This window comes from Nonomuraea thailandensis (genome assembly GCF_024172165.1).
In the GTDB taxonomy this organism is placed as follows: domain Bacteria; phylum Actinomycetota; class Actinomycetes; order Streptosporangiales; family Streptosporangiaceae; genus Nonomuraea; species Nonomuraea thailandensis.
In genome coordinates, this window is the sequence record NZ_JAMZEB010000001.1 from 519,748 (window position 1) to 545,134 (window position 25,387).

Below are 25,387 nucleotides of genomic sequence, written 5' to 3' on the forward strand. Positions count from 1 at the left end.
GAACATGCTAGAGATCCGGCGTCTCAAAGTGCTACGCGAGGTGGCGCTGCGTGGCTCCATCACAGCGGCTGCTGAAGCCCTCAGCTACACGCCTTCGGCCGTCAGCCAACAGATCGCGGCCCTGGAGCGCGAGATGGCTGCTGTCTTGGTCGAGCGCGGACCCCGCAGCATCGCTCTGACCGAGGCCGGCCGCGTCCTCGTCGAGCACACCGAGGGCGTGCTTGAGCAGCTTGACCTGGCCGACGAACAGGTCAGGGCGATCGCGGGGCTGAAGGGAGGCCGGCTTCGTCTGGCCACCTTCCGCAGCGTGGGAGAGACGCTCGTGGCCCAAGCCCTCATGGATTTCCACCTCGCCTACCCCGCTGTGGAGCTCGCACTGACCGAAGGCGAACCTGAGGAATACCTAGACCGGCTCGCCCGCGCAGAACTCGACCTTGCACTGTCCTTCGACTACGACGGCATCCCCCCGCCGCATGATGACACGCTCGCCTGCGAGCACCTGCTCACCGAGGAAATGCTGATCGCTCTGCCGAAGGATCATCAGCTCGCGACCAGGACGACGGTCACGTTGGCCGATCTCGCCGCCGAGTCATGGATCATCAGCTCCACACGCTCGAGCGTGCACGCATTCACTGCGACCATCTGCCGCTGGGAGGGCTTCGAGCCCCAGGTGGCCTTCGAAATCGATGACTACCACATGGCGCAGGCGCTAGTCGCAGCCAGCGTCGGCGTCACCTTCTTGCCAGCGCTGTCCACACGCACGGCCCACCCGGGGGTGCGCGTGCTGCCCGTGCGTCCCCGACCGCCACGGCGCCGTATCTATACGATGCAGCGCGAGCTCGAACGCGTCTCACCCTGCGTGGCCGAGATGACGAGACTGTTGCGCGAGGCGGCCGCGGCGCCATGATGGCCGCTGCGAATGAAGTCAAGCTGGCGGTGTCCTGAAGAGAACGTCAATCAGGACGGCCTGAACCCCGCATATGGTTACTCCTCAAAGGTTAGCCGTCGCTCTACCACCTTCGCCCTGACGCGCTCTTGGACATGAACCGGGCGACGCCGCCGTCGGCACTCAGAGTTCAGAGAGAAAAGCCATGAGAACGAGCCTTTGCCGTGTCACGTTCGTCGTCTGTCTCCTCGCCCTCACCGGGGCCGCGTGTACGACCCACTCCACCAACACGTCCGCGACCACCACCACAGCGCAGGCGGGCACGCCGGCGGCCACGGTAACCATCAATAGCGAGGCCGCGGCCCTGGTCCCCGCCGACGTTAAAGCCAGGGGCACGCTCACGATCGCCAGCACCAGCACCAACGCGCCCATGGAATTTCTCGACGAGGACGGCAAGACACTCGTCGGGTTCGACATCGACTTCTCCGACGCGATCGCCGCGACTCTCGGACTGAAGGCTGCGCATATCAACTCAACCTTCGACGCGATCATTCCCGGGCTCGCCGCCCACAAGTACGACGTGGGCATGTCAGGATTTTTCATCACACCCGCCAGAGAACGCGTCGTCGACTTCGTTCCCTATCTTCGCGACGGATCCGCGCTCGTCGTTCCCAGCGGCAACCCGCTGAATCTCGCCATGGACCCCGCCACCCTGTGCGGGCATCAGGTGGCCGGCGAGAAGGGCAGCGTGCAGGGGATCGAGTACCTACCGGCCATCTCGAAGGACTGCCAGGCCGCGGGCAAAAAGCCGGTGACGATCTTGTTGTTCCCCAAGCTCGACGAGGCTCACCTCGCGCTGACTGGCGGACGAGCCGACGCGATCATGGAGGACAGCATCCCCAGCGGCTATCGGGCGTCACGAAGCAACGGCAAATACGAAGTAGCCCCTGGCGGCATCTATAAGCCGGTCCAGACCGGCATCGCCTTCCCGAAGGGCTCCGCTCTCGCGCCGGCGGTCCGATCCGCGGTCGCCTCCCTTGCCGCTGACGGAACCATGCAGCGGCTTATGGACAAGTGGTCGCTGCCATCGGCGGCCCTCCTGCCCCAGTACAACTGAGGTCCAGCGATGTCGTCCACACCATTGGTTACCGACTCGCCGGCGGACGAGCTGATCATCGTACCGCGCCGCCATCCCGGGCGATGGGCCGCGGTGATCATTATCGCCGCACTCGTGGGACTGCTCGGCTGGTCGGTCCTGACCAACGATCGCTTCGGCTGGCCGGTTGTCGGCGCCTATCTGCGCGACGTGTCGATCGGCCGCGGAATCGTCGTCACGCTGGAACTGACCCTGATGTGCATGCTCGTCGGCCTGGTCCTCGGCACGATCATCGCCATCGCTCGCATGTCGCCCAACCCGGTCATCCGCGCGACCGCCTTCGGCTACATCTGGTTCTTCCGCGGCACGCCCGTCCTGGTGCAGCTGCTGTTCTGGTTCAACCTGGCGGCGCTGTATCCAGTGCTCAGCTTCGGTATCCCCGGCGTCGCCTTGAACGCCAACGAGCTCATCACCCCCATGATGGCGGCGGTGCTGGGCCTGGGACTCAACGAGGCCGCCTACATGGCTGAAATCGTCCGGGCCGGTATCGTATCCGTCCCTCCCGGACAGTCCGAAGCCGCCGGCGCGCTAGGCCTGACCCGCATCGAGACCATGCGCCGCGTCGTCTTGCCACAGGCGATGCGAGTCATCATCCCGCCGACCGGCAACGAAACGATCGGCATGCTCAAGACCACGTCGCTGGTGAGTGTCCTGGCTGTTCCTGATCTGCTCTATTCTGCGCAAACCATCTACGCCCGCACTTTCGAGACGATCCCGCTGCTCATCGTGGCCAGCATCTGGTACATCGTCGTCACCTCGATCCTTTCCGTGGGCCAGTTCTACCTGGAACGGCATTTCGCCCGCGGAACGCGGCAACTGGCACCGACGCCGTTGACCCAAGCACGCGAGTACCTGAGCACCGCACGGCGAACCAGAGGGAAAGGACGATGACCATGGGCGACCGGCAACCCGTTGATCGACCGATCGTGCGCGCCGAGGGCATCCGGCATGCCTACGGCAGAACCGAGGTCCTCAAAGGCATCGATTTCCAGGTGGAGGCCGGCGAGGTTGTCTGCATGATCGGCCCGTCCGGATCGGGAAAGAGCACCTTGCTACGGTGCGTCAATCATCTGGAACGCATCAGCAGCGGACGGCTCTGGGTTGACGGTCACCTCGTGGGATATCGCCAGAAGGGCACCCGCCTCTACGAACTGAGCGACAAGGACATCTGCCGTCGCCGCGCCGATGTCGGCATGGTCTTTCAGCAATTCAACCTCTTCCCGCACATGACGGTGCTGGAAAACCTCATAGAGGCGCCATGCCGGGTTCGGCGCGAGCCCAAGAACGCGGTCATGGAACGGGCCCATGATCTGCTACGCCAGGTCGGGCTCGCCGACAAACACGGCGCCTACCCTGCCCAACTGTCCGGCGGTCAGCAACAGCGGGTCGCCATCGCCCGAGCGCTGAGCATGCGGCCCAAGCTCATGCTGTTCGACGAACCGACCTCGGCCCTGGACCCCGAATTGGTCGGCGATGTGCTCGACGTCATGCGCGCCCTGGCCCGATCCGGGATGACGATGATCGTCGTTACGCACGAGATCGGATTCGCCCGGGACGTCGCCGATCGCGTGATGTTTCTCGATGACGGCAGGATCGTCGAGACAGGGCCCGCCGACCAGGTCATTTCCCACCCACAACACGCACGTACCCAGGCGTTCCTGGCGGCCGTCCGCTAACGACCGCATTCGCGCGCACGTCGAAACAGAGGAAAGGATGATGATGAGTCAGTCACTGGAGGGTAAGGCCGCTGTCGTGACAGGCGCAGCCGGCGGCATCGGGTCGGCGGTTGCGCAACGACTGGCGGAGCTGGGTTGCCGGGTCACGGTCAACGACCTGGACGAGAGCAAGGCTGCAGCCGTCACCGAGCACATCAATCGACAAGGAGGACGGGCTCGGCTCGCCGCCGGAGATGTTTCTGACGCCGCCACGGTGGCTCAGATCATGGACGGCACGGTGGAGGCGTTTGGCAGTCTCGACATCGTGGTGAACACGGCCGGCCTGATCGGCCAGGTGCGGCACTTCCTCGATGCCGACGAAGAGTGGTGGGACCGCGTGCTGAGGGTCAACCTGCGTAGCGTGTTCCTGTGCTCGCACGCCGCTGCTCATCACATGGTTGGTCAGGGATCCGGTGTGATCATCTCGACGTCGTCCGGCGGAGCGACCCGAGCCCACCGGGGTGAAGTCGCCTACGACGCCTCTAAAGGGGGTATCGAGGCCATGACTCGGGCGATGGCACTCGATCTCGGGCCGTACGGAATCCGCGTGAACGCGGTGTCGCCAGGATCGATCAACGTGGCACCGCAGGGCGCGGTCAGCGAGGAGCAACTCGCCGCGCGCGGCTTGACCGTGCCCCTGGGGCGAGTGGGGATCCCCGAAGACCTCGCCGACACCTATGTCTTCCTCGCCTCCGACCAGGCCCGCTACATCACCGGCGTCGTCGTTCCCGTTGACGGAGGCATGCTGGTGCAGCAGCGCTCGCCCCAAGTGGACATCTTCGGTCTCGACCAGTATCCACGTCTCGGCAGGCTGGCCTGACGCGGCCGTGACCGTAGTGGTCTTGGACACCTACGGCGGAAGGGCACCACTGCGCGGAGCGCATCGCCGTGCCGGCACCAACGCCGAAGACACGGACGAAAGTGAACGGGTCGGCTGTGACGGTGGCTTTGTGCAGCCGGAAGGGTGAGCGAGCAACGACGTGCCGCATGACCACCGAGCCGCGGGAAAGGATGAGGGCCGCCAGGCCGATGGGATGGTTCTGGCGGCCCCGCGGGCGACAGTATTGCAGGCAGATCCTGCACCAGACGAAAACGCGGAGGCGCCACGCCGACAGGCGTGGCGCCTCCGCGGATTCGCTCATGGAACGTCCCCTGGTCAGACCTGCGCCATGGGAGCCGGACATGGCGGAGACGGAACTCAGGAAGCTGTACCCCACGAGCCGGTCGCACTGGAGGGCGCCCCACGGCCAGCGTCACCGCTGACTGCCTGTCTGAGATGGACGTTCTTGGAGAGCTCGGGCCGGAGCGAGGACGTCAGGAGGCGGCGTCTCCCGCCCTGCTCACCCTTCGAGATCGCGCTACGCCCCTGTCCCGCTGGCCACATACGGACGGCATACCGCCGATATACCGGGTTCTCTTAGCGTTGCTCCTCGTCCGACACCTACAGAGGGGACCTGACATGCGCAAGATCTGGACCTTGGCCGGGATCGTTGCCACCGCTGCGATCGTCGCCTCCTCGGGGGCCGTCCCGGCCGCAGCCGCAGCGCTGGCTACCTCGTCGAGTGCGCCGACTAGCGCCAGCAACGTCAAGACCAAGGCGTACAGCTATAGGAGCGGTCTGGGCACGCTGCAGATGCGCTACGGCAAGTATAAGAACAAGACGTGGATCTGGGCCCGTATCGAGAAGCCGACGAAGCTGGCCAACGACAAGTATGAAATCACGGTCGCCGCCCAGGGCACGTACCTTCATAAGAACATCAGCGGCACCAGCTACACCACGGCGTTTGAGGCCAAGGACGGCGTGAGGTACAAGGTGTGCATAGCCAAGATCGACGCGCAGCTGTGCACGGGCCCCGAGCTCGCGTGGGTCTACTGACTCGTTGAAACCATCAACACGCCTGTCAAAACGAGGGTGACAACCAGTTCCGGGATGCACCTCGGATCCGCGCGGGCTTCTAGGCTTCGCCTGTGAAGATGGCCGACTTAACCGGGTCCTGCGCTGCTTGGGTGAACCGGGCAAGCTCTCCCGCAACAGGAGCCGAGGCAGCTGCCCAGACCCTGAACGGACGGGATGTGACACTGATCGCCCCATGCGGGTCGAACCACATCAGGTGCTTGTCCTGGACACCGATGTTCACCGCGTGATGGAGCTTCCTTCTACCATGACGCCCTCAAATGACCGCGGCCAGCACGGTGCGCAACGAGTCGTCACCGAAGGCGTCCACGATCACCTCGCAGGTGGTGTCGTCCAAGGTGTGACGACACAAGGCCGAGGCGCCTCGTGGGCGGGCGTGACGGTGGACTCGGTCAGCTGGTCATTGTCTGATCGCTGAGCGACATGGTGTGCTCCATTCGCGAGGAGTCGCTGGCTCCGGCATCATGCACCCCTTAGTACTACAGTCATGTTTTGTGATCTAAAGTTGGATCTTGTTGTGGCGTAGCCAGCGTTTCCAGTAGTGGCTGCTGCGGGCGCGGGCTTGGTGGGCGCGTCGGAGATGTGACCAGCCCATGGCGCGTTGCAGGATGTCGCTGATGGGGTGGGTGACGGCGCTGGTCAGATGTGCCAGGAGACGGCGGATCTCGGCTGGGGTGAGGGGGACCAGGCCGCACGTGCTTTTGGGGCGTGGGCGGCGGTGACGGCCAGGTAGGCGTGGGCGAGCATGGCCAGGGTGATGTGGCGGTGGCAGCCGTCGTAGCGGCGGACCTGGTACTGGTCCAGGCCGACTTCGTTCTTGGCGGACTGGAAGCACTCCTCGATGGCCCATCGGGAACCGGCGATGCGAACGAGCTGGTCCAGCGAGGTACCCGCGGGTCCGAAGCACAGGTAGTAGGCCATCTCCAGCTCGCCTTGATCGTTCGGGGTGAGACTGCGGCGGACCAGGAGCCAGCGCTGGAAGCCGCCGGGTCCGCCCAGGTGGTCGTCGGTGTGGGGCGGCAGGGTCGCCATCGCCCAGTCATACAGGCGCGGCCCCTTGGCCCCATCGCCCGCCGACAGGCGTTTCCATGCCTGCTCGGGGGCGTCGGCGGTCACCGCGTCGGCTCGTGAGCCGGTGTTGCCGTAGCCGATACCGGTGCCGAGCGACTGGCTCCTGGGCACGGCGACGACGTAGCCGACCTCGCGTTTTTCCAGGAACAGCCGGAACTTGTGGTCCTGGCCGTACGCCTCGTCCGCGCTCACCCACGAGGCGGGCACGCCACTGTCCAGTGCCCGACCCAGCATCGCCGCCGCTAGCGCCGGCTTGGTGGCGAACGACACACTGTCGGGGATGCCGGCCTGCGCGCACCGGGCCCGATCATCGGTCCAGGACTTCGGCAGGTACAACTCGGCATCGAGCAGCGCGCGCCCGCGCGGGGTTGCGTACACGAGAAACACCCCGAGCTGGCAGTTCTCCACCCGGCCAGCCGTTCCCGAGTACTGTCGCTGCACCCCGGCTGAGCGGGTGCCCTTCTTAATGAACCCGGTCTCGTCCACGACCAGTACCCCGCCCGGATCTCCCAACTGCTCGACCACGTAATCACGCAGGTCAGCACGGACTTCCCGAGGGTTCCACCGCACGTTGTTCAGCAGCCGCTGCATCCGATGCGGCTGCGCATCACCCGCAGCCTCGGCCAATTGCCAGCCGTTCTTCCGCTCCACCGGCGCCAGCAGCCCGACCAGATACGCCCGCGCCTGCCGACGCGGCTCCACCCGCCCGAAACGGCTGGCCACCCGAGCGAACAGCTCATCCAGCCCCGCCGCCCACGACTGGAGATCCTCAGACGTCACCACATCCGACACGGATCCGACTATAGATCACAAAACATGACTGTAGTATTAGTACTCCAGCATCACTTCGTGATCTTTAGTGTGTAGCGTGCTGCTCTTGTGATGGATCAGGATGTCGCCGCGTGGGTGGCAGGGCTGGATGACCTGTTCGCTCGGGTGGCGAGTCGGTTTGGGCGGCCGGAGCCGCGGCGGCGGGCGCGGGCGTATGTGCGGGGGCTGCTGGCGCCGATCGAGGGCAAGAACGGGTGGACGCTGGCCGAGGCGGCGGGTGAGAGTAACCCGCTGGGGATGCAGCGACTGCTGAACGCGGCCCGGTGGGACGCTGATGCGGTGCGCGATGACCTGCGCGCCTATGTGGTTGAGCATCTGGGCGCGGCTGATGGCGTGCTGGTCGTGGATGAGACCGGGTTCATCAAGAAGGGCGACAAGTCCGCCGGGGTGCAGCGTCAGTACTCGGGAACGGCCGGCCGGATCGAGAACTGTCAGCTGGGGGTGTTCCTGGCGTATGCGACCAGCGCCGGGCGCACGCTGGTGGATCGGGAGCTGTATGTGCCCAAGTCGTGGATCGCCGATCGGGAGCGGTGCGCCGAGGCGGGCATCGGAGCGGGGGTGGAGTTTGCCACCAAGCAGGTGCTGGCGCGTCGGATGCTGACGCGGGCGATCGAGGCCGGGGTGCCGGCGGCGTGGGTGACCGCCGATGAGGCCTATGGCCAGGACCACAAGTTCCGCGTCTTTCTCGAGCAGTACCGCATCGGCTATGTGGTGGCGGTGCCGCGCAGCCAGGCGATTAGCGGCGGCCTCGGCCCGCGAGCACGGGCCGAGAGCCTGGTCGGCGAGGTGCCAGCCTCCGCCTGGAGGCGGCTGTCGGCCGGCCAGGGTGCCAAGGGGCCGCGCCGGTATGACTGGGCGATGGCCACGCTGCCGATCATCCGCGAGCCGGAGGAGGGGTATGAGCGGTGGATCCTCATCCGGCGCAGCATCGCCCGCCCTGAGGAGGTGGCCTTCTACCTCGGCTTCGGCCCGGCCGGCACCACCATCGACGAGTTGGTGAAGGTCGCCGGGAGCCGCTGGGCGATCGAGGAGTGTTTCCAGAGCGCCAAGACCGAGGTGGGCCTGGATCAGTATCAGGTCCGCCGCTATGACGCCTGGTATCGGCACATCACCTTGGCCATGCTCGCTCATGCCTATCTTGCCGTCACTGCGGCAAACAGCCGGACGAAACGGATCGGGACGGCCTCGTCCCCCTCTCGATGGGAGAGGTCCGGCGTCTACTGGCACACATGATCACACGACCACCCGACCTTGATCAAATCCGAAAATGGTCGCGCTGGCGCCGCCGCCACCAACACGTCGCCAAGATCAGCCACTACCGGCGAAGACAACCACAGATCACGTAGTGATGCTGGAGTATTAGACAGTGACTCAATTGGTGAGTCGGCGGTAGCAGATGAGGGCTGCAGCGATAGCGACGAAGGATGCGAAGTGGTCAGCCCGGCGTTCGTAGCGCCGGTGTAACCGGCGGCAGCCGGCCAGCCACGAGACCGTCCTTTCCACGACCCAGCGGTGGCGTCCCAGCCGCTGGCTGGATTCGATCCCGCGACGGGCGATACGCGGGACGATGCCCCGGCCGCGCAGGAAGGCCCGCAGGCGGGGATAGTCGTAGCCCTTGTCCCCGTGGAGCCTGCCCGGCCGGCGGCGTCGTGGTCCGCGGCGGGAGCGAATGGGCGGGATGCTGCGCACCAGCGGTTCCAGCGCGACACTGTCGTGGAGGTTGGCGGCGCTGATCGCGACAGCGATGGGCAGACCCGTCCGTTCGGTGATGAGGTGGATCTTCGACCCTTTCTTGCCGCGATCGAGCCGATTCGGACCTGTCAGGTCCCCCCTTTCATCGCCCGGACGCTCACGGAGTCGATCGCGCACCGCGACCAGTCCAGCTCTCCTCGCGCGCCGAGCTCGTCCAGCAGGACCCGGTACAGCTTGGCCCACACGCGCGCAGCGCTCCACTCGGTGAAGCGCCGATGCACCGTCTGCCAGGACGCGCCGAACACCGGCGGCAACTGCCGCCAGGCGCATCCCGTGGTCGCCACGTACACGATCGCCGCCAGGATCACTCGATCGTCGACCCGCCGCCGTCCGCCACCCTGCGGCCGCGTCGGCGCCGGCGGCACCACCCGCAGGAACAACTCCCACAACTCGTCAGGCACCAGCCGTTGAAGGAACGCATCCACGAATGAACTAACGATCAATCCCCAAATGAGTCACGGTCTTATTCGGCCGCCTACTGCTTGGCGGAAGGCCTAAGTGCCTGGACTTCCTCGACCGTGATGGCGAAGCGGCTCTACCCTGACTGGGGGCCACTCATCATGGGGGCACGCTGTGCTGCGTATTCATTTCAGCCCTGGCGACCTCGCCCGAGTACGGTTTCTTCCGGATATCGGGCCGATCATGGAAGCCTGGTTCAGCCTTACCGTACTGCGGGCCGGAAACGGCAGGGCATTGTTTGCACCCTGGGTGCGCAACGTGAGAATCAGCAGGCCGATCCGCTTGCTCGGTGCTCTGACGGCGCCTACGTATCCGCTCAATGTTTTCACGATCGTGAGAAATGCGCCGACTTGCCAGGAGGGGTTGGATCGGCTCCAGTCGGCGCGCGTCGAGCAACTGCGGGAAGAACTTGAAGGTTTCGACGCCGACGTTCCGCTGCCGTCCTGACCAGGAATCTGGCGAACGATCCCAGCTTGCGACGGGACTTTGCCGCTGCAGTTCACGACGCCCATGCGGCGACGGTTGCTCCTTACCGTGCGGCAACGCGTGCTCATACCGGCGCGGAAATCGCGGCTCGGGGAGAACAGATGTTGCTTCACGGGGTGGAGCATCTTCTTGCCACCCTCCACCCCACCATCGGGTGGAACTCGAAGGTGCTTAGTGTCACCCCCTACCCGCACTCGACTACGGACATTCACTTGAACGGGCGGGGACTCGTGCTCGCACCATCGGTCTTCTGTCTGGCGCCCATCCCCAGTTTCGACGCCTTCGATCGCGATGCGCCGCCCGTCTTGTTCTACCCCGCCTTACGAGATCCCGCTCAGGCCCTTGCGATCTGGCGGCGGCCGGATCCAGATGATGCTCGCGCGGATGTTTGTCGGCCCTTGGCCGCGCTGCTTGGAGCCACCCGGGCGGCAGCCTTGGAATTGATCGCCAACGGTTGCACGACGACTCAATTGGCCGTCCGGCTGGGTGTTTCCGCAGGGACGGCGAGCCACCACGCGGCCGTCCTGCGCGGCGGCGGCCTGGTTGTCGCGCGCAGGCAGGGTTGCTCGGTCTGGCACACGGCGACACCGCTCGGTCTCGCCCTTCTCAACGGCCGATTTCCGACTGTAGGCGCCCGCGACTAAGCGGGTCCGGCAGATCGCCGAACAAGGTCGCAGAGCACCACATTGACAGACGTAAGACAGAAATTTGAGAACCGTGACCAGGGGCTTTCGGCTGAGATCGAAAGCGTTGCCGACCCTCATGCTTTCACATGATGCTGTGCGGGTCATGACCACTGCACATGGAGGAAAGGCATGGTCAAGAGGATCGCTCGGATTGTGCTTATGCTCATCGTCGCCGTTTCCGGCCTGGCGTTGAGCACACAGCCTGGGCAGGCAGCCCCTCTGGTGGGCGCGAGGTCGGCAGCGGATCCGCCTGCGTGGATCTGGAACCGTACCGATTACAACATCACCGCCGCGACGGTCAACGAGGGTGATCACGGCGATTGCCCGGTGTGGAACGGTGTAGAGGGCGGGGACCAGGTGAGTTCCTACATTTTCTGGGAGTGTGCGCCGTTCAACATTGGGCCGCACACGGACTCCGGCTTGTGGGATGACCCTGACGTGTTCAAACCGGGTCCGGACTACCCCAAAGGCTCGTATCAGGTGAGAGTCAACTGGGGGCCGTGGCGGTGGCAGTCGCGGATGATTTACACCCGCATCGCGAGTCTCCAGACAGCGAAGTGCACGACCACAGCTGATGGTTACCTCCGGTGCGACGTCGTGTACGTGTAGTCCACGTCGCCCCTCCGGTCTGCGTGATGCCGACGGGAGGGGCGACTGGTGTAGGGGGCCGGAGGGACAGCCGGGAGCATTCGAGTGGCGGACCAAGACAGCACATGTCCGCCACGTGAAAGCCCAGCTCACCCCCTATACACATTCGAGATCGGCCAGCAAAGTCGATGTCCTTGAGCGTATCTCAACAGCGAAGCCTCCTTCACCGCCCTATGCGGTGCCAGCCCAATCGAGGCGTCCTCGGGCCAAGACCCAGAGACTCCGACTCAACCGCGGCGGCGACCGCCAAGCCAACGCCGCGCTCTACCGGATCGCTCTCAGCCGCCTGCGATGGGACCAGCGCACCTGCGCCTACCTAGAACGCCGCCTCACCGGGGACAAGACCGCCGCGAGATCATCCGCTGCCTCAAACGGTACATCGTCCGCGAGCGCTCCCCCTCGTACGCCTCCCTGCCCTTTCCGGCCAGTTCGAGGAGGCTTGACATCCATGGGGGCATCGACAGCATCCACCACGCCAAGGCCGTCACCGCCTACCTGGCCGAGCACCTCACCATGGAGCTGCTGTTCGGAGCCCGCTACAGCCCGCACGACAACCCAGTGGAACGCATCTGGGCCGCGCTCCAGGCGTTCATCGCCCATACCGCGTCAGCTGGCCCGGCCGTCTCCGACAGATCCACGCATTCTTCCGTACCCGATCACCCGATCAGATGCTCACCGCCGCCGCGCCCTGGACCAGCCTCTGGCTGCCTGCGGGTTACAAGCAGAATTTTTGGAATGCCGCTTGAGCTGGGACGTTGGGGGCGACATTCCTGTTGGTCGGCTCGGATAAGGCTGATCGCCGGTTCGCCTTCCGGCGCTCAGGCGGCGACGCCGAACGCCGCGAGTTCGTTGCCCGTGCATCGTCGGTAGTGGATGCGGACGTGGCCGCCGCCGTCGCCGGCCCGGTAGACCGAGACCTCGGTGTAAGGGGTGCCGTCGTCAATGAAACCGGTGTGCAGGTGGGCCCAGTCGTCGGCCTGCGGCGCCCAGTCCGGGAACGCGCGTTGTGCGGCATGCTCCTCGAGCGTGGCCGCCCGGCCGTTCTCTCCCGTGATGTCCATACCTCACGGTGCCAGACCGCCCCCCAAAGGCAGGCAAACGCAGGGCATGGACTGGCACCACCATGCGACATGCCGGGCCTTTGCCCGCGCCCGGCCTCACCCCTTCAACCCGGAACGGGAGATGCCCTCGATCACCCACCGCTGGGCGACGAAGTAGAGCAGCAGCACGGGCACGCTGGCGATCACCGCGCCGGCCATCAGCAGGTCGTAGCGGATGTTGTTGGCGCCCTGGAAGTTGCCCAGCCCGGCCGGCAATGTCAGGGACTCCGGGCTCAGTAGCACGTAGATCGGCCATAGGAAGTCGTTCCAGTTGGTCAGGAACGACAGCAGGAACAGCGTGGCCAGGGCCGGGCGCGACAGTGGCAAGGCGATCGAGGTGAAGATCTGCCACCGGTTGCACCCGTCCAGCTCGGCCGCCTCCTCCAGTTCCTCGGGCAGTGTCAGGAAGAACTGCCGCAGGAAGAACACGCCGAACGCGCCGGCCGCCGAGGGGACGATGACGGCGGGCAGCGTGTCCACCCAGGCCAGTTCGTTGACGATGAGGAAATTGGGGATCAGCAGCACCACGGGCGGCACGAACAGGGTCGCCACCACCACCGAGAAGATCGCCGTGCGGAAGCGGAAGCTCAGCCGGGCCAGCGCGTACGCCGCCGGCGCCGCGGTGACCAGCACCAGCGCGGCATGCCCGGTGGCGGCGAGCAGGCTGTTGACGAACCAGGTCAGCACCGGGCTGTCCGGGCTGGAGAGGATCTCCCGGTAGGCGTCTGCGGTGAACGGCTCGGGGATCCACTGCGGGGTGGTGGACTGGGCGGCCTCGCGCGTCTTGAACGAGGTCACCAGCATGTACAGCAGCGGGCTCAGGTAGAGGGCGGCGATCACGGCCAGCACGAGGTGGAGCAGCGCCCGCCGGAGGCTTGTGACGTCCCGGCTCATCGCGTGTCCCTCCTCCTGAACAGGCCGAACACGGCGGCGCTGGCCACCATGAGGAAGGCTGCGAGGATGAAGCTCATTGCGGAGGCCGTCCCCATGTCGAATTGGCGCAGGCCGGTCTCGGCGATCAGGTAGATGGCGGTCTTCGTCTGGTCGGCAGGCGCGCCCGCGGTGATGAGGTAGGACTGGCCGAACATGTTGGCCGAGGCCAGGATGGTGGCGTTCACCACGAAGATCGTGACCGGGCGCAGGCCCGGCAGGGTGACCGCGAGGAAGCGCCGCCAGGCGCCGGCACCGTCCACCATGGCGGCCTCGTGCAGCTCACGGGGGATGTCCTGCAGCCCGGCCAGGAAGATGACCGAGTTCAGGCCCAGCGTCCACCACACGGTCACGCCGACGAGCGCGATCCACGCCGGCGGGACGTCGGTCGTCCACTGCACGTCCAGGCCGAGGTAGTGGTTGATCAGCCCGATGTTGCCGTCGAGCAGGTAGCGCCAGAGCAGGCCGACCACCGCGACGCCCAGCACGTAGGGGGCGAAGTAGACGGCGCGGTAGACGTTGCGGCCCGTGAAGCGGCCGTTCATCAGCAGAGCCACGAGCAGCGGCAGGACGATGAGGACGGGCACCGACGCGACGGTGAATACGCCGGTGGCCCGCATCGCCGTCCAGAAGCGCGACCCGTCGACCCCGGCCGGGTCGAGCAGGTCGGCGTAGTTGGCCAGGCCGACGAAGGGCTTGGCCGGCAGGTTGATGTCCCATTCGTGCAGCGATGTCCACAGGCCGAACCCGATGGGCGCGAGCATGAAGACGGCGAACAGCGCCACGTAGGGGGTCAGGAACGCGTACGGCGTCCACCACCGCATCCGCCGGGTCCCGCGCCCGGCGGCGGCCTTGGGCGGCGCCGCCGGAGCGGGGTCGAGCACCGTGTTCACTGCCCGTACTTCCGCTTGTTGTCGGTGAGGAGCTTGTCCGCGGTCGTGACGCCCTCCTTGAGCGCGTCGGCCGGTTTGGCCTCCTTCAGCACGGCCTTGGCCACGGCCAGCTCCAGCGCCTTGCTCTGCACGTCGCCCACGCCGGGCAGGGCGGGCAGGAAGTGGAAGGCACTCACGTCGGCGGCCAGCTTGACCTGTGGCAGGTCGGCGACCTCGGGCGCCTGCCGGGCGGAGTTGCGCGCGGGGATCATGCCCGCTTTGGCCCACTCGGTGGACTGGCGGCTCATGTGGTCGATGAAGACCTTGGCAGCCTGCACCTTGTTGGCGTCGCGGCCCGCCTGGGAGGTGAGCACGAAGTTGTGCGAGGCGCTCCACACCGCCGCGGTGCCGCCGATCGTGGGGACGGGCGCCAGGCCCCACGTCAGGGAGGGCGCGTTCGTCTTGAGATCGTTGATCTGCCAGATGCCGTCCCAGGTGAGGCTTACCTTGTCGTTCTTGAAGGCGGCGTACTGGCTGTCGATGGCGACCTTTTCGGGGCTGTAGCCCTTGTCGATCTGCTCGACCATCCAGCTCAGCGCCTGCACGCCCTGGTCGGAGCCCCACAGGGCGCGGGCGCCGTCCTCGCTGTAGAGCTCGCCGCCGAACTGCCACAGCAGGCTCATGAACATTAGGTGCGCGGGCCATTTGTTGGGCATCCAGAACGGGTGGGCGACGCCGGCCTTCTTCAGCTCGGCCAGTGCGTCTTGGTAGCCGGCGCGGTCGCCGGGCGCCTCCTTCAGGCCGATCTTCTCCAGGTGGGCGGCGTTGTAGTAGTCGCCCAGGCAGTGCACGTCCAGCGGCACGCTGTAGCGCTTGCCGGAGTAGAGGCCCGCCTGCCACACGGCGGGGATGAAGTCGTCCTCGGTGAGCCGTAGCGCGCCCACGACGTCGTCGATGGGGATGAGCACCTGGCGGGCGGCGAAGGTGCCGATCCAGTCGTTGTGGATGATCGCCACGTCGGGGCCCTTGCCGGCGGCGATGGCCGTGGGCATGGCGGGGTAGAGGTCCTCCCACCGGCGGGTGACGTTGCGCACCTCGATGCGCCCGGCGAACGACTTGTTGAAGGCGTCGAGCATGGTGCGCATGTGCGGGCCGTCGCCGCCGGTGAAGCCGTTCCAGTACTCGAGGGTGACCTTGGGGCCGGTGTAGTCGCCCCCGGTGAAGGTGGGCGCGGCGGCGGTCGGGGTGCCGGAGCCGGCGCCGAGGCGGGTGCCGCCGCCGCAGGCGGTCAGCGCGGCGGCGAGTCCGGCCGCTGCGGTCAGCCCCAGGAAGCCGCGGCGGGACAGGGGGTGGGTCATGGCCTTCACTCCTCAGAGGCGAAACGGACCAGGGTCCAGGAGGTGGGGGGAAGGGTGAGCGCGGCCGCCCCGTCCTGGCAGGACAGGCCGGAGCCGGGACGCGGGACGACGCGCTCGGGCTCGGCGGAGGTGTTGCGCGCGCAGGGGTCGGCGTCGGCCAGCTCCACGTGCTCCACCGGGACGAGCCCGCGCGGCAGGGCGACCTCCAGGACGCAGGGCCGGTGGCGGTCGCGGTTGACGACGAACAGCGCGATCTCGCCACTGGCCGGGTCGTGCGTGGCCGTCGCGCAGACCACGGGCACTTCGCCGTGCTTGGCGGTCCGGACGGTAGAGCAGTCGGGCTCCACGCGCAGCACCTGGCCGCGGGCGTGCCGGGCGGTGAGGGCGAAGGGGTGGAAGATGGTCTGCCGCCAGGCCGGGCCGCCGGGCTCGGTCATGATGGGCGCGATCACGTTGGCGAGCTGGGCCTGGCAGGCGACGCCCACGCGGTCGGCGTTGCGCAGCAGCGTGATGAGCAGGCTGCCGACCACGACCGCGTCGGTGAGGTCGTAGCTGTCTTCGATGAGCCGCGGATGCCGGGCCCATTCCAGCCCTGACTCGCCGGGGAAGCGGCTCTGGTACCAGACGTTCCACTCGTCGAAGGAGAGCTTGAGCCGTTTGCGGCTGCGCAGCTTGGCGGCGGTGTGGTCGGCCGTGGCGGCGATCGAGCGGATCATGTGCTCCATGTCGGCGGCGCTGGCCAGGAAGGAGTCGGCGTCGCCGTCGCCGGGGTCGTAGTAGGCGTGCAGGGAGATGTAGTCCACCAGTTCGTAGGTCTCCTCCAGGACCTCGGCCTCCCACGCGCCGAACGTCGGGATGGAGCTGTTGGAGCTGCCGCAGGCCACCAGGGCCAGGCCGGGGTCGAGCCGGTTGAGCGCCCGGGCGGTCTCGGCGGCGAGCCTGCCGTACTCCCGGGCCGTCTTGTGGCCCATCTGCCAGGGGCCGTCCAGCTCGTTGCCCAGGCACCACAGGCGGATGTCGTGCGGCTTGTCGGCGCCGTGCGCGCGGCGCAGCTCCGACATGCGGGTGCCGCCGGGGTGGTTCGCATATTCGACGAGCTGCAGTGCCTCGGCGACGCCGCGGGTGCCGAGGTTGAGCGCCATCATGGGCTCCACGCCGGCCTTGGCGGCCCAGGCCATGAACTCGTTGAGGCCGAAGCTGTTGTCCTCGATGCTTCGCCAGGCCAGGTCGAGTGTGGTGGGGCGCTGGTCGCGGGGGCCGACGCCGTCCTCCCACCGGTAGTTGGAGACGAAGTTCCCGCCCGGGTAGCGCACCAGCGTGACGCCGAGCTCGCGGACGAGGTCCAGGACGTCGGTGCGGAATCCGTCGGCGTCGGCGTGCGGGTGGCCGGGTTCGAAGATGCCGGTGTACACGCAGCGGCCCATGTGCTCGACGAAGGAGCCGAACAGGCGCGGCTCGACCGGCGCGATGCGGAAGGCTGGGTCGAGGGCGAGACGGGCGCGATTCGACACAAGGGGACCGTCCTGTTCTGTGCGGCGAACTCCTGTGTGGTGGAGTTCTACAACGTTGTTTCAACGTTGTAAACATGCTGCTGGATCCCGATACCGGGGCGTTACGATCGTCTGCGACGCAGAGAGGGGACCGCGATGGGAGTGAGCCTGCGCGACGTCGCGCAGCTGGCGGGGGTCTCGGTGAAGACCGTCTCGAACGTGGTCAACGGTTACGCCCACGTCTCGGCCCTGACCCGTGCCAAGGTGGAGCAGGCGCTGGCGCAGCTCGGCTACCAGCCCAACCTGTCGGCGCGCAACCTGCGCCAGGGGCGCACCGGCGTCATCGCCCTGGCCCTTCCCGAGCTGGACGCGCCCTACTTCGCCGAGCTGTCCAGGTTCGTCATCAGGGCCGCCGCCGAGCACCGCTGGCTGGTGGTCATCGAGCAGACCGACGGCAGCCTCGCCCGGGAGCGGGAGGTGCTCGACGGCGTGCGCGACCACCGCGTCGACGGGCTGATCTTCAGCCCCATCTCGATCGGCGCCGACGAGCTGGCCGCGCGCACCGACGACACCTCGCTCGTGCTGCTCGGCGAACGCATCTACGACGGCCCGGCCGACCACGTCGCCATCGACAACGTCCGGGCGGCCCGGGACATCACCGAGCACCTCATCGGCCTCGGCCGGCGGCGGGTGGCCGCGCTCGGGGTCCAGGACTCCTCGATCAGCGGCACGGCCCCGCTGCGGCTGGCCGGCTACCGCGAGGCGATGGCCGCGCACGGGCTGCCCGAGCTGACCACCGAGGTGGAGCGCTACCACCGCGCGGAGGGCGCCGCCGCCATGGAGCGCCTGCTGCGCTCGGCGTCCCCGCCCGACGCGGTTTTCTGCTTCAACGACCTGCTCGCCCTCGGCGCCCTGCGCGCGATCCTGGCGTCGGGGCTGCGGGTGCCGGAGGACATCGCGCTGGCGGGGCTCGACGACATCGAGGACGGGCGTTACAGCACGCCCACGCTCACCACCGTGGCCCCCGACAAGGCTCAGCTCGCCCGGGTGGCGGTCGACCTGCTCAAGTTGCGCGTCGACGGGCGCTCCGACCGGTCACCGCGCGAGATCCGCGCCGACTACCGGCTGATGGTCCGGGAGAGCACGGCCGGCCGCCCCTCCCGCTGAGGCGGCCTCACCGCGCGACCCGGCTGGCGGCGTTCGATGGTCTCAGCGCGGCCAGGCCGACCGCGCATCCTCGAAGTGGGTTTCTACGGCGCCCATGCCTCCGCCCTGCCAGAGCTCGTCGGCCCAGACGGGCACGTCACCGCCGCTGGAATCGACCCCGAGATCGTCGAACGCGCCCGCACCTCCTTCGCCGACGCCGGATACGGCCGCATCAGTGTGGTCCTTGCCGATGGCGCGGAATGGCGTGCCCTTTCGCCGGATCATCGTCACGGTGGCAAGCCTGGACATCCCACCCGCCTGACCGAAGCGACTCACGCGCCATGGCCGGATGATCGTACCTGTGTTCCTCAAAGGCGTCACCAGATCCATCGCCTTCGACCGCGCCTGTACTGGCCTGATGGGCCACCGCTACCACCCTTGCCGCTTCCTCCGCACGCAAGGTACCGGAGCCGCCCCGCGTAGGCCCGCGGGCGGGATCTCGGTGGAGCCGCGATCGGCGCAAGGCCGGGCCTCCTCGTGGTCCGCGCCGGCGACTCTTGGATGAGCAGCCCCCATACCGCGCTGCCCCTGCGGCGCCACCGTCTTCTGCCAGGAATACAAGTCCAGGTCCGGAGGGCGAACGGAAGGTTGCAGCGACGAGCCGATCGACGGTGAGGAGGCCACCGACCAGGGCTCCACCCAGTCGTTCCCGCTCCCTGCCACGGGGATGGTGCTGCACTACGGCACCGCGCAGGCTAAGGTCGCGCACGTCGCAGCGGTACTCATGGAAGGCGGACGGGTCACCGGCACGCTCCAGACACCACAGGGCGCCCCTCAAGCCATCTGGACCGTGACCGTTCCGGCGGACAAGACGGTGACGGCGCTCGAGTTCGCGAACGACGAGGGCGAGACGATCAAGCGGATTCATCGGCGGCCCGAGGTGGCATCTGAGGTCAATGCCAGGCCGGTCGGCTGACTGTGGAGATGCCCGGCAAGCTCGACGTGGGGCTCTTCAAGAGCCCTGACAGCATGACCCTCATCTGGACATTGAACGGGCAGACCGTGGCCATGAACAGCCTCTCACCCGGCATGGCGGTGATCGAGAGAGGCGGTCCCGACCTCGCGCTGATCGACATGGACGGCAGGCACATAGACGTGGAGTTGCGAGAGTACAAGGAGCACTGGTTCGGTATCGCCAACACCAAGACCAGGCGTGTCGCGCTGATCTTCAAGGACGGCACATCTGTGAGCGCCGACACCAGGCCCGACCTGTGGAAGATCGACGGCTTCCGGATGTTCGCCGGGACGCAGCAGCGTACCGACGACCTGCACGCCGAAGGCTTCAAGATCGTTGGTTACGGCAAGGACGGCAGGGAGCTCTGGCAGGAGAATCACGAACCCACACGCTAGGAGCGGGGGTTGACACGGAGGGGAGGTTTCGTGGGACAAATGATCGCGTGCCTGTCCCTGGTGCTGCTGACTTCCTGCGGCTGGTTCACCCAGAGGTCGGCCGGTGGGTCTCATGGTCTTTCGTCTGGGGAGTTCGAGGCTCGTGCCCGGCAGGTGGCGGAGCGCTGGCAGGGCTCGGCCGACGACCGCGCCTGGCGCGAAGGGTTCGTCGCGCTGGAGGTGCTGAATCCGCACGGATGGAACCACGTGAGTCGAATCCCGGCCTGGGTGAACAGAAGCTCGCACAACGGCGCCTGGCGCCTGGCGGCTGGCCGCTCAGCTGCCCACCGATTCTCCGGGCCGCGCCGACGTGCGATGGCCGGGCGGCGAGGTCTCGCAGGTGCCGCTCATCACGGCGGCGAGCGCGTACGAGACGTTCAGCAAACCGGCCGATCTCATCGAAGAGGAGTGCCCGGCCACGGGATGCCGACCGCTGCGGGTAACCGGAGCCACGTTGGGCGAGGTCCCGCTGGAGACCAGTCGCGGCACCGTCCAGGTGCCCGCCTGGCTGTTCACCGTCGAGGGAGTCGAGCACAAGAAGGTCAACGTGGCGGTCGATTCCTCAGCCGTCACCGCCCGTCCCGAGCGGGTGCAGGGGGACGTCGAAGAGGTGATGGCGTTCGACCTCGTCGCCGGCAAGCCGGATGAGCTGCTTCTGCGCTATGGGTACGGCGCCTGCGACACCTTTGCTGGGACCCGCGCGTACGAGACCGACCAGCTGGTGGTGGTGGACGTGGACGAGAAGGACCCCAGCTCTGGCAAGCCTTGCCCGTTGATACGCAAGACGGCCACGATCACCGTCACGCTCGCCCGACCGCTGGGCGAGCGCCTCGTGCTCGACTCCGGTACGGGGCTGCCGGTGCTGCGGGACTGAACAAGCGCTGAGGGCGCAGCGACCGTACGCGGTGCTGCCTGGAACTGGCCCGGCTTGGTGGACAGCCGATCTTTGGGCAACCCTGGTTCCCGGCAGAAGGAGCCTGCTGTGTCGAACATCTATCCGCCACAGTTTCGCCATCATCGGCGACCCACCAGCATGAGGCAGAAACCGACAAGTTTAATCCGGACGACCATGAGGCCCTAGTTCCGAACTAACTTGTCGAGTCGCAGGTCACGCCGGACTCCTCCGCAATCACGCAGCGGACCTGACAAGTCGTGTGGTGGCCGGGACTCGGCGGGAGCCCGGAGACGGCTTGCTCACGCCCCGTGGCAGCACGGAGCGGCGTTGCCTGGGTGCGCTCCGCGCCCAGGGGTGCCGAGGTCATCGGAGCGTCCGGCTTCGAGGCGCGACCACTGAGCGGTGGGGCGTCCGTTGGTCCGTATCCTGTTGGCGCCCTCGAAGTGCGGCTGCTGGAGCCAGCCGGTGGGCGAGTCTTCCCATGGCTCCTGGCGTCCGTACACAGTGAGATCCATGAGCGCGTAGTTGTAATCCACTGCCTCTACACCGCGCCCATTCGTCCAGTAGGTTTCGAAGACGCGGTCGCCGTCGCGGAGATAGCACACCAGATGCATCCCGCCGGTGTTGCGCTCACCCAGGAGGGCATCAAGGGCTGCGTGGGCCGAGTACCACGGCATGTCCCACCCCATGAAGTCTCGGTAGCGGATGCTTTCGTCGTAGGGACCCTGGCACAAGACCGCATACGTGATGTCGCGGGAGTGCAGGTATGACAGTTCCGCGACCTGGGTGTTGTTCCAGGTGCAACCTTCGCATTGCTCGGCCGCCGGGCGGCCGTGATGCCACATGAAGTAGTAGGCGATGAGCAGCCGCCGCCCGTCAAACGCCTCGAGAAGGGGGATGGACCCATGAGGCCCCATCAGATGGATGCCGGCGTCTATTACAACCGCCGGTAGACGTCGCCGGGCCGCGGCGATCGCGTCACCTTCCCTCGTATGCCCCTTTTCCCTGATCCGCAGCGCGTCCAGCTCGGCCCGCCAGGTCGCCCGGTCGACCACTGCAGGCAGCGCGACCCCGTCGCCGGCCGCCGATACGCTTGTGTTCGCCGTCTCATTCATCATGAATGTCTCCGTCCGTTTCTCAGGTCCCGCAGCGGGTCACCTCAAGTTGGGGAACCGCTGCCGGGCTGGGTCGGCGCTGTGGCCGTCTTTGCACCAGGGGATGGCCCTGGCGCAGGTCTTACCGGTCGAGGCGGTTTTTCAGCACTTGAAGAGGGCTGTCCCAGTTACGGGCAAGCGCTGCGAGGAACTGCTGCGCCACTTGCATCGGGGCGGAGCGTAACCGGTACCGTACCCGGCGCCGCTCTCCGGGCTCTGCGATCACCAGGCCAGCTTCGGCCAGCAGGGCCAGGTGCTTGGCAATGGCCTGCCGCGTGATCGGCAAGCGGTCGGCCAGGTTCGTGGCGGTGGCCGGGCCGCCTGTGGCCAGCTGAGCCAGGATGGCGCGCCGTGTCGGGTCGGCCAAGGCGGCGAAGACCTGTCCGGCGATCGCTTCCATGTCGCGGGGCTGGCAACCGGCCGGTGTGTTGTCAGGCGGCATCAAGAAAGTCGATCAGTTCGCTCAGTTCGCTCGTCCAGCCCTGGATGTGAGCGTCGTATTCCGTGCGATGGGTGCCGTCCGGCAACTGGGCGAAGCCGGTCTCGACGACGGTCAACCGCGTACCGGCGTCGATTGGTTCGAGCGTGAACTCGACGTAGGTACGGCGCGGATCGTTGTCGGGCAGCCCATAGATCTGCCAGGTGAAGCCGAACACTGTCGGCTCCTCCACCCGCTCCACGCGCAGATGGTTCGTAAACCCGTTGGCGAATCGCATCCGGGCCGGACCTCCCGGGTGCAGGTCTATCGCCGCGTCGTCGCCAAACCAGGCGCTCAGGCCTTCGGCCGTGGTCAGCGCCGCCCACACCTTGTCTGGCGGGGCAGCGATCTGCACGGTCCGCTCGATGCGATCGGGAAATCCCATGTCAACCTCCAGCAAAATAGCCACGTAATCGGGTGGGTCAGCGGCCTGCGGTTGCGGGCGCCTACGGACGATGGCCGCCGCGTGGGTGAGCTCAGGATCGGGATACCGGTGATGAGGGCGACCTGCTGTGTCACCACCGTCAGGCTCGTGGTCGGCCCCTGCTCCACATCCGGCAGCCCGGAGGTCATGGTCAGCGGAACGCCACGATGGCGGCACCGTGCCCGAAGAAGCCGATGAACCAGCGCGGAGGTCAGGAACGCCAGCGCCATCCGATCGATGCCCAGGAACACCGATGGAAGAGCCCGCGGCCCGGCGCGTCCAGGCCCACGACCAGGACCTCGCAGCCGCCGAAGCGCCCGATGAAACGCCCGGCGATCACCCCAGCGGTCACTGACGTCGGCCCCGGGATGCCGAAGATCAGGCCAGTGGCGAGCGACGACATGCTGCAGATGAACGTCATCAGGAAGATCATGGTGGGCTCCGCGACAAAGATCACCAGGTCCGCGCGGTTGCCGCACTTCACCGTGGGCCGCGGCAGGATGCGCGCTGAGGCGAGGGACGCGAGCGGGCAGCGCGCCTTCGGCGACCGTGGTGGCGAGCAGAGACAACGCGGTGGGGATCGTCATCGCGCTGGAGAAGCCCTGTAGCACACGGCGGCCAGCAGCGTCTCGGGGCTAGCGGCAAAGCCGCCGAGCACTGAGGCCCTGGCCGGCACGACCATCCTGGACAGGAACGGCGTGCGGCGGCCGAGCAGAAGGATGAAGGCAGCCGCGGGCAGCGCGCAGGCCGAGGCGATCCAGGGAAGTCCGGAAACTCGCAGTCCGACCCCGGCCCCGACCTCCAGCGCGACAGTCGAGATCGAAGGGTCGATGGACAGCAGGAATCCGGCACCGAGCAGCACGAACATGATCAGGCGCTGCCTGCCGCTGAAGCGCGGCGGCGGGATGGTGGCGCCGATGGCCAGGGCAGGAGAGTCCAAAATGGTTCCATTGATAGCAACCGAATAGTTGCTACAGTATGGCAATCAAATGGTTGCGTCAACAGCCTCCGCTCGGGTCGCATGACCAGCACTAAGCTTGTTCTCTATCCTCCGGATTGTTGTGCTGAGCGCGGTTTGATCGTTTCGGGGACAGCAAGACGGCCTTGAGTGATCATGTGCGGTGTCGAGTCGCTGCTGATTACTACAAGGCCGTGAGGGTGAGTCTGCTGAACGATGCCGCCAATGTCGAGTCCTCCAAGGAACTGTCCTGCTTCCGCAACGACGTTCATGCCTGCCTCAAGGCGCGAGTCGATGCGTTGTTCGAGCTGGCTGATGCGCTGTTGTGCGAGCCGGGGCCGGTGCGCTCGCCGGTGGATTTGACCTTGTCGCCGGAGTACCGGCGCGGGCATGGCGCCTTGTACGGCGGGCTCAATCACGGCCGGATCGACACCGAACAGCTGCGCGAGGTGCTGGCCGGGCTGCCGTTGCCGCGCTGGCCGGACGGGCGGATCGTCCTGGCGGTGGATGTGTCTGCGTGGCTGCGCTCGGACGCGACTTGCTTGGCGGCACTGGCGCCGATGGGCCTGACCGGCACCGGAGGAGAGCACGTGCGGAATCCGGCCAGCGGGGAGATGAGCGGCCCGGACGGATCACTGCCGAGCCGCTCATTATTCTCCCACCCGGCCAGGACCGGGGATCGCCTTACACCATCGAAACCGGGCGCGGTCGTGCAGCGACAAGAGACACGACCGACTACTCCCCTAGGACCTTCCGCGGCCCCGCTGGCCTAAGACGCTGACCATCCTAGTGAGCCGCTAGCCGACGGCAATCTCGCTCGCTGCCAGTCATCATTGCTTTCCTGCCAGTCGAGGTCGGCGGCGCAGGCCGCTGGGCCGCCACGACGGTCTCCGGCATCGCTCGCAAATGCCGGAGACAAGGTTACGTCGGAACGCGTCGTGGAGGGCGGACGGAACCATTTACCAGGCCGATCGGCTGAACCTCCCCTGGCTCGCGTTGTCGTCACCCCGCTTCCGACGTGGTCAGAAGCGTCGGCCAGGCCGGTTCACGATCTTTGGTTCGAGCCGGCGGGGCCGGCTCACCGAGCCCGCCCTGAAGGCATCCTCGCCAACGTCGGCCGACTCGTACATCCGATCCTTCCCCCCGCGTCGAATCGGCTCCCGGGCAGTGGAAGGTCGACGGATCCAGGAAGATTTGCTCCGCCCTCGCGCCGGTGAGTCGAAGGCCACGCCTGGCCACACCCGTCGTCACCCGGCGCGTACCGCTGTCGACCGACGCCTTGGGCAGCGAGTGGGCTCAACGCGCCGCAGCCACTCCTCCTGCCGCCGGTGTCTGCGATCAACGTGGTGGCGACCCGAACAACCCTGGCCAGCGCGAACGACGTGTCAGAGGTACCACGCCCGCCGGAGGTCGCCAGGAACGTCTCGGCCACGATGCCGTCGGCGGGCAGTGTGCCGAGCCGCCGCGCCGCGTACAGATGGATCTACGAGGCGACCTGTTCCAGGTCGCGCACTGAACGCCGGATCAG

The 25,387-nt window shown here is 66.9% G+C and carries 27 protein-coding genes and 2 pseudogenes; 16 read left to right on the forward strand and 13 right to left on the reverse strand.

The genetic code is table 11. The features are described from left to right. Positions 1-4 precede the first annotated feature (4 nt). The 6 genes from HD597_RS02415 (at position 5) to HD597_RS02440 (ending at position 5,633) form a co-directional block, all read left to right on the forward strand. Positions 5-907 (forward strand): LysR family transcriptional regulator, encoded by a 903-nt coding sequence (locus tag HD597_RS02415; RefSeq protein ID WP_253740040.1) that lies wholly within the window; start codon positions 5-7, stop codon positions 905-907. A 184-nt stretch (positions 908-1,091) separates the two neighbouring features. Beyond that, positions 1,092-2,003, forward strand: coding sequence for an ABC transporter substrate-binding protein (locus tag HD597_RS02420; RefSeq protein WP_253740041.1), 912 nt, complete (start codon positions 1,092-1,094; stop codon positions 2,001-2,003). Between the two features lie 9 nt (positions 2,004-2,012). Further along, positions 2,013-2,933 carry an amino acid ABC transporter permease gene (locus HD597_RS02425; RefSeq protein WP_253740042.1) on the forward strand — a complete coding sequence of 307 codons (921 nt, stop codon included), beginning with the start codon at positions 2,013-2,015 and terminating at the stop codon, positions 2,931-2,933. Next, positions 2,930-3,718: an amino acid ABC transporter ATP-binding protein gene (locus HD597_RS02430; RefSeq protein WP_276082666.1), complete on the forward strand. Its 789-nt coding sequence runs from the start codon at positions 2,930-2,932 to the stop codon at positions 3,716-3,718. The genes HD597_RS02425 and HD597_RS02430 overlap by 4 nt, the downstream gene beginning before the upstream one ends. Positions 3,719-3,761: 43 nt before the next feature. After that, on the forward strand, positions 3,762-4,577 hold the full coding sequence (locus HD597_RS02435; protein ID WP_276082667.1) for an SDR family NAD(P)-dependent oxidoreductase: 816 nt from the start codon (positions 3,762-3,764) through the stop codon (positions 4,575-4,577). A 639-nt stretch (positions 4,578-5,216) separates the two neighbouring features. Further along, entirely contained in the window at positions 5,217-5,633 is a 417-nt protein-coding gene (locus HD597_RS02440; protein WP_253740044.1) for a hypothetical protein, read from the forward strand. 678 nt (positions 5,634-6,311) lie between these two features. Here the strand turns inward: HD597_RS02440 and HD597_RS02445 are convergent. Beyond that, the gene (locus HD597_RS02445) at positions 6,312-7,523 is read right to left on the reverse strand and encodes an IS701 family transposase (protein WP_253740332.1); all 1,212 of its coding nucleotides are present in this window, start codon (positions 7,521-7,523) and stop codon (positions 6,312-6,314) included. A gap of 102 nt (positions 7,524-7,625) precedes the next feature. Between HD597_RS02445 and HD597_RS02450 the strand changes: the two genes are divergently transcribed. Then, positions 7,626-8,807: an IS701 family transposase gene (locus tag HD597_RS02450; RefSeq protein ID WP_253740045.1), complete on the forward strand. Its 1,182-nt coding sequence runs from the start codon at positions 7,626-7,628 to the stop codon at positions 8,805-8,807. A gap of 138 nt (positions 8,808-8,945) precedes the next feature. Here the strand turns inward: HD597_RS02450 and HD597_RS02455 are convergent. Beyond that, a protein-coding gene (locus HD597_RS02455) for an IS5 family transposase (protein ID WP_372513316.1) occupies positions 8,946-9,751 on the reverse strand; the annotation gives its coding sequence in 2 pieces (ribosomal slippage) (positions 8,946-9,406 and positions 9,406-9,751; 807 coding nt in all). Between the two features lie 148 nt (positions 9,752-9,899). On the opposite strand from HD597_RS02455, the gene HD597_RS02460 reads away from it, so the two are divergent. The 4 genes and pseudogenes from HD597_RS02460 to HD597_RS65675 all read left to right on the forward strand — a co-directional run. Beyond that, the gene (locus HD597_RS02460; RefSeq protein WP_253740046.1) at positions 9,900-10,232 is read left to right on the forward strand and encodes a hypothetical protein; all 333 of its coding nucleotides are present in this window, start codon (positions 9,900-9,902) and stop codon (positions 10,230-10,232) included. 854 nt (positions 10,233-11,086) lie between these two features. Then, a complete protein-coding gene (locus HD597_RS02465) occupies positions 11,087-11,566 on the forward strand; it encodes a hypothetical protein (RefSeq protein WP_253740047.1) in 480 nt (159 codons plus the stop codon). A 183-nt stretch (positions 11,567-11,749) separates the two neighbouring features. Beyond that, positions 11,750-11,995, forward strand: a pseudogene (locus HD597_RS02470) (transposase); the annotation flags it as partial. A 69-nt stretch (positions 11,996-12,064) separates the two neighbouring features. Then, a pseudogene (locus tag HD597_RS65675) lies at positions 12,065-12,351 on the forward strand (IS630 family transposase); the annotation flags it as partial. A gap of 72 nt (positions 12,352-12,423) precedes the next feature. Here HD597_RS65675 and HD597_RS02475 read toward each other — a convergent pair. From HD597_RS02475 to arfA, 5 genes are all read right to left on the reverse strand, one after another. Continuing rightward, positions 12,424-12,666, reverse strand: a complete 243-nt coding sequence (locus HD597_RS02475; protein WP_253740048.1) for a hypothetical protein — start codon at positions 12,664-12,666, stop codon at positions 12,424-12,426. 96 nt (positions 12,667-12,762) lie between these two features. After that, complete coding sequence (locus tag HD597_RS02480; protein ID WP_253740049.1) at positions 12,763-13,599, reverse strand: carbohydrate ABC transporter permease; 837 nt, start codon at positions 13,597-13,599, stop codon at positions 12,763-12,765. Next, positions 13,596-14,528, reverse strand: coding sequence for a carbohydrate ABC transporter permease (locus tag HD597_RS02485; protein ID WP_253740050.1), 933 nt, complete (start codon positions 14,526-14,528; stop codon positions 13,596-13,598). Before HD597_RS02485 ends, HD597_RS02480 begins: the two co-directional genes overlap by 4 nt. After that, the gene (locus HD597_RS02490; RefSeq protein ID WP_253740051.1) at positions 14,525-15,865 is read right to left on the reverse strand and encodes an extracellular solute-binding protein; all 1,341 of its coding nucleotides are present in this window, start codon (positions 15,863-15,865) and stop codon (positions 14,525-14,527) included. Before HD597_RS02490 ends, HD597_RS02485 begins: the two co-directional genes overlap by 4 nt. A gap of 5 nt (positions 15,866-15,870) precedes the next feature. Further along, positions 15,871-17,376, reverse strand: coding sequence for an arabinosylfuranosidase ArfA (arfA, locus tag HD597_RS02495; protein WP_253740052.1), 1,506 nt, complete (start codon positions 17,374-17,376; stop codon positions 15,871-15,873). Between the two features lie 135 nt (positions 17,377-17,511). Between arfA and HD597_RS02500 the strand changes: the two genes are divergently transcribed. Next, a complete protein-coding gene (locus HD597_RS02500) occupies positions 17,512-18,522 on the forward strand; it encodes a LacI family DNA-binding transcriptional regulator (protein WP_253740053.1) in 1,011 nt (336 codons plus the stop codon). 42 nt (positions 18,523-18,564) lie between these two features. Here the strand turns inward: HD597_RS02500 and HD597_RS02505 are convergent, their stop codons facing one another. Next, positions 18,565-18,891 carry a hypothetical protein gene (locus HD597_RS02505; protein WP_253740054.1) on the reverse strand — a complete coding sequence of 109 codons (327 nt, stop codon included), beginning with the start codon at positions 18,889-18,891 and terminating at the stop codon, positions 18,565-18,567. A gap of 337 nt (positions 18,892-19,228) precedes the next feature. On the opposite strand from HD597_RS02505, the gene HD597_RS02510 reads away from it, so the two are divergent. From HD597_RS02510 to HD597_RS02520, 3 genes are all read left to right on the forward strand, one after another. Then, positions 19,229-19,477, forward strand: coding sequence for a hypothetical protein (locus tag HD597_RS02510; RefSeq protein ID WP_253740055.1), 249 nt, complete (start codon positions 19,229-19,231; stop codon positions 19,475-19,477). An 8-nt stretch (positions 19,478-19,485) separates the two neighbouring features. Next, positions 19,486-19,911 carry a hypothetical protein gene (locus HD597_RS02515; RefSeq protein ID WP_253740056.1) on the forward strand — a complete coding sequence of 142 codons (426 nt, stop codon included), beginning with the start codon at positions 19,486-19,488 and terminating at the stop codon, positions 19,909-19,911. Between the two features lie 379 nt (positions 19,912-20,290). Beyond that, complete coding sequence (locus HD597_RS02520) at positions 20,291-20,824, forward strand: hypothetical protein (protein ID WP_253740057.1); 534 nt, start codon at positions 20,291-20,293, stop codon at positions 20,822-20,824. 320 nt (positions 20,825-21,144) lie between these two features. On the opposite strand, the gene HD597_RS02525 is transcribed toward HD597_RS02520, so the two are convergent. From HD597_RS02525 to HD597_RS02545, 5 genes are all read right to left on the reverse strand, one after another. After that, positions 21,145-21,963: a DUF899 family protein gene (locus HD597_RS02525; RefSeq protein WP_253740058.1), complete on the reverse strand. Its 819-nt coding sequence runs from the start codon at positions 21,961-21,963 to the stop codon at positions 21,145-21,147. Between the two features lie 118 nt (positions 21,964-22,081). Then, on the reverse strand, positions 22,082-22,399 hold the full coding sequence (locus tag HD597_RS02530) for an ArsR/SmtB family transcription factor (RefSeq protein WP_253740059.1): 318 nt from the start codon (positions 22,397-22,399) through the stop codon (positions 22,082-22,084). 31 nt (positions 22,400-22,430) lie between these two features. Next, entirely contained in the window at positions 22,431-22,862 is a 432-nt protein-coding gene (locus HD597_RS02535; RefSeq protein ID WP_253740060.1) for an SRPBCC domain-containing protein, read from the reverse strand. A gap of 250 nt (positions 22,863-23,112) precedes the next feature. Further along, positions 23,113-23,334 (reverse strand): hypothetical protein, encoded by a 222-nt coding sequence (locus HD597_RS02540; RefSeq protein ID WP_253740061.1) that lies wholly within the window; start codon positions 23,332-23,334, stop codon positions 23,113-23,115. A 150-nt stretch (positions 23,335-23,484) separates the two neighbouring features. Continuing rightward, positions 23,485-23,841, reverse strand: a complete 357-nt coding sequence (locus HD597_RS02545) for a hypothetical protein (protein WP_253740062.1) — start codon at positions 23,839-23,841, stop codon at positions 23,485-23,487. A gap of 218 nt (positions 23,842-24,059) precedes the next feature. On the opposite strand from HD597_RS02545, the gene HD597_RS02550 reads away from it, so the two are divergent. Further along, a complete protein-coding gene (locus HD597_RS02550) occupies positions 24,060-24,632 on the forward strand; it encodes a transposase (protein ID WP_253740063.1) in 573 nt (190 codons plus the stop codon). The last annotated feature ends 755 nt before the right edge of the window (positions 24,633-25,387 follow it).

Coding starts and splice junctions, on each gene's coding strand:
- HD597_RS02415 (WP_253740040.1), top strand. CDS start 5: ATGCTAGAGATCCGGCGTCTCAAAGTGCTACGCGAGGTGGCGCTGCGT.
- HD597_RS02420 (WP_253740041.1), top strand. CDS start 1,092: ATGAGAACGAGCCTTTGCCGTGTCACGTTCGTCGTCTGTCTCCTCGCC.
- HD597_RS02425 (WP_253740042.1), top strand. CDS start 2,013: ATGTCGTCCACACCATTGGTTACCGACTCGCCGGCGGACGAGCTGATC.
- HD597_RS02430 (WP_276082666.1), top strand. CDS start 2,930: ATGACCATGGGCGACCGGCAACCCGTTGATCGACCGATCGTGCGCGCC.
- HD597_RS02435 (WP_276082667.1), top strand. CDS start 3,762: ATGAGTCAGTCACTGGAGGGTAAGGCCGCTGTCGTGACAGGCGCAGCC.
- HD597_RS02440 (WP_253740044.1), top strand. CDS start 5,217: ATGCGCAAGATCTGGACCTTGGCCGGGATCGTTGCCACCGCTGCGATC.
- HD597_RS02450 (WP_253740045.1), top strand. CDS start 7,626: ATGGATCAGGATGTCGCCGCGTGGGTGGCAGGGCTGGATGACCTGTTC.
- HD597_RS02465 (WP_253740047.1), top strand. CDS start 11,087: ATGGTCAAGAGGATCGCTCGGATTGTGCTTATGCTCATCGTCGCCGTT.
- HD597_RS02475 (WP_253740048.1), bottom strand. CDS start 12,666: ATGGACATCACGGGAGAGAACGGCCGGGCGGCCACGCTCGAGGAGCAT.
- HD597_RS02480 (WP_253740049.1), bottom strand. CDS start 13,599: ATGAGCCGGGACGTCACAAGCCTCCGGCGGGCGCTGCTCCACCTCGTG.
- HD597_RS02490 (WP_253740051.1), bottom strand. CDS start 15,865: ATGACCCACCCCCTGTCCCGCCGCGGCTTCCTGGGGCTGACCGCAGCG.
- HD597_RS02500 (WP_253740053.1), top strand. CDS start 17,512: ATGGGAGTGAGCCTGCGCGACGTCGCGCAGCTGGCGGGGGTCTCGGTG.
- HD597_RS02505 (WP_253740054.1), bottom strand. CDS start 18,891: ATGGATCTGGTGACGCCTTTGAGGAACACAGGTACGATCATCCGGCCA.
- HD597_RS02510 (WP_253740055.1), top strand. CDS start 19,229: ATGGTGCTGCACTACGGCACCGCGCAGGCTAAGGTCGCGCACGTCGCA.
- HD597_RS02515 (WP_253740056.1), top strand. CDS start 19,486: ATGCCCGGCAAGCTCGACGTGGGGCTCTTCAAGAGCCCTGACAGCATG.
- HD597_RS02525 (WP_253740058.1), bottom strand. CDS start 21,963: ATGATGAATGAGACGGCGAACACAAGCGTATCGGCGGCCGGCGACGGG.
- HD597_RS02530 (WP_253740059.1), bottom strand. CDS start 22,399: ATGGAAGCGATCGCCGGACAGGTCTTCGCCGCCTTGGCCGACCCGACA.
- HD597_RS02535 (WP_253740060.1), bottom strand. CDS start 22,862: ATGGGATTTCCCGATCGCATCGAGCGGACCGTGCAGATCGCTGCCCCG.
- HD597_RS02540 (WP_253740061.1), bottom strand. CDS start 23,334: ATGATCTTCCTGATGACGTTCATCTGCAGCATGTCGTCGCTCGCCACT.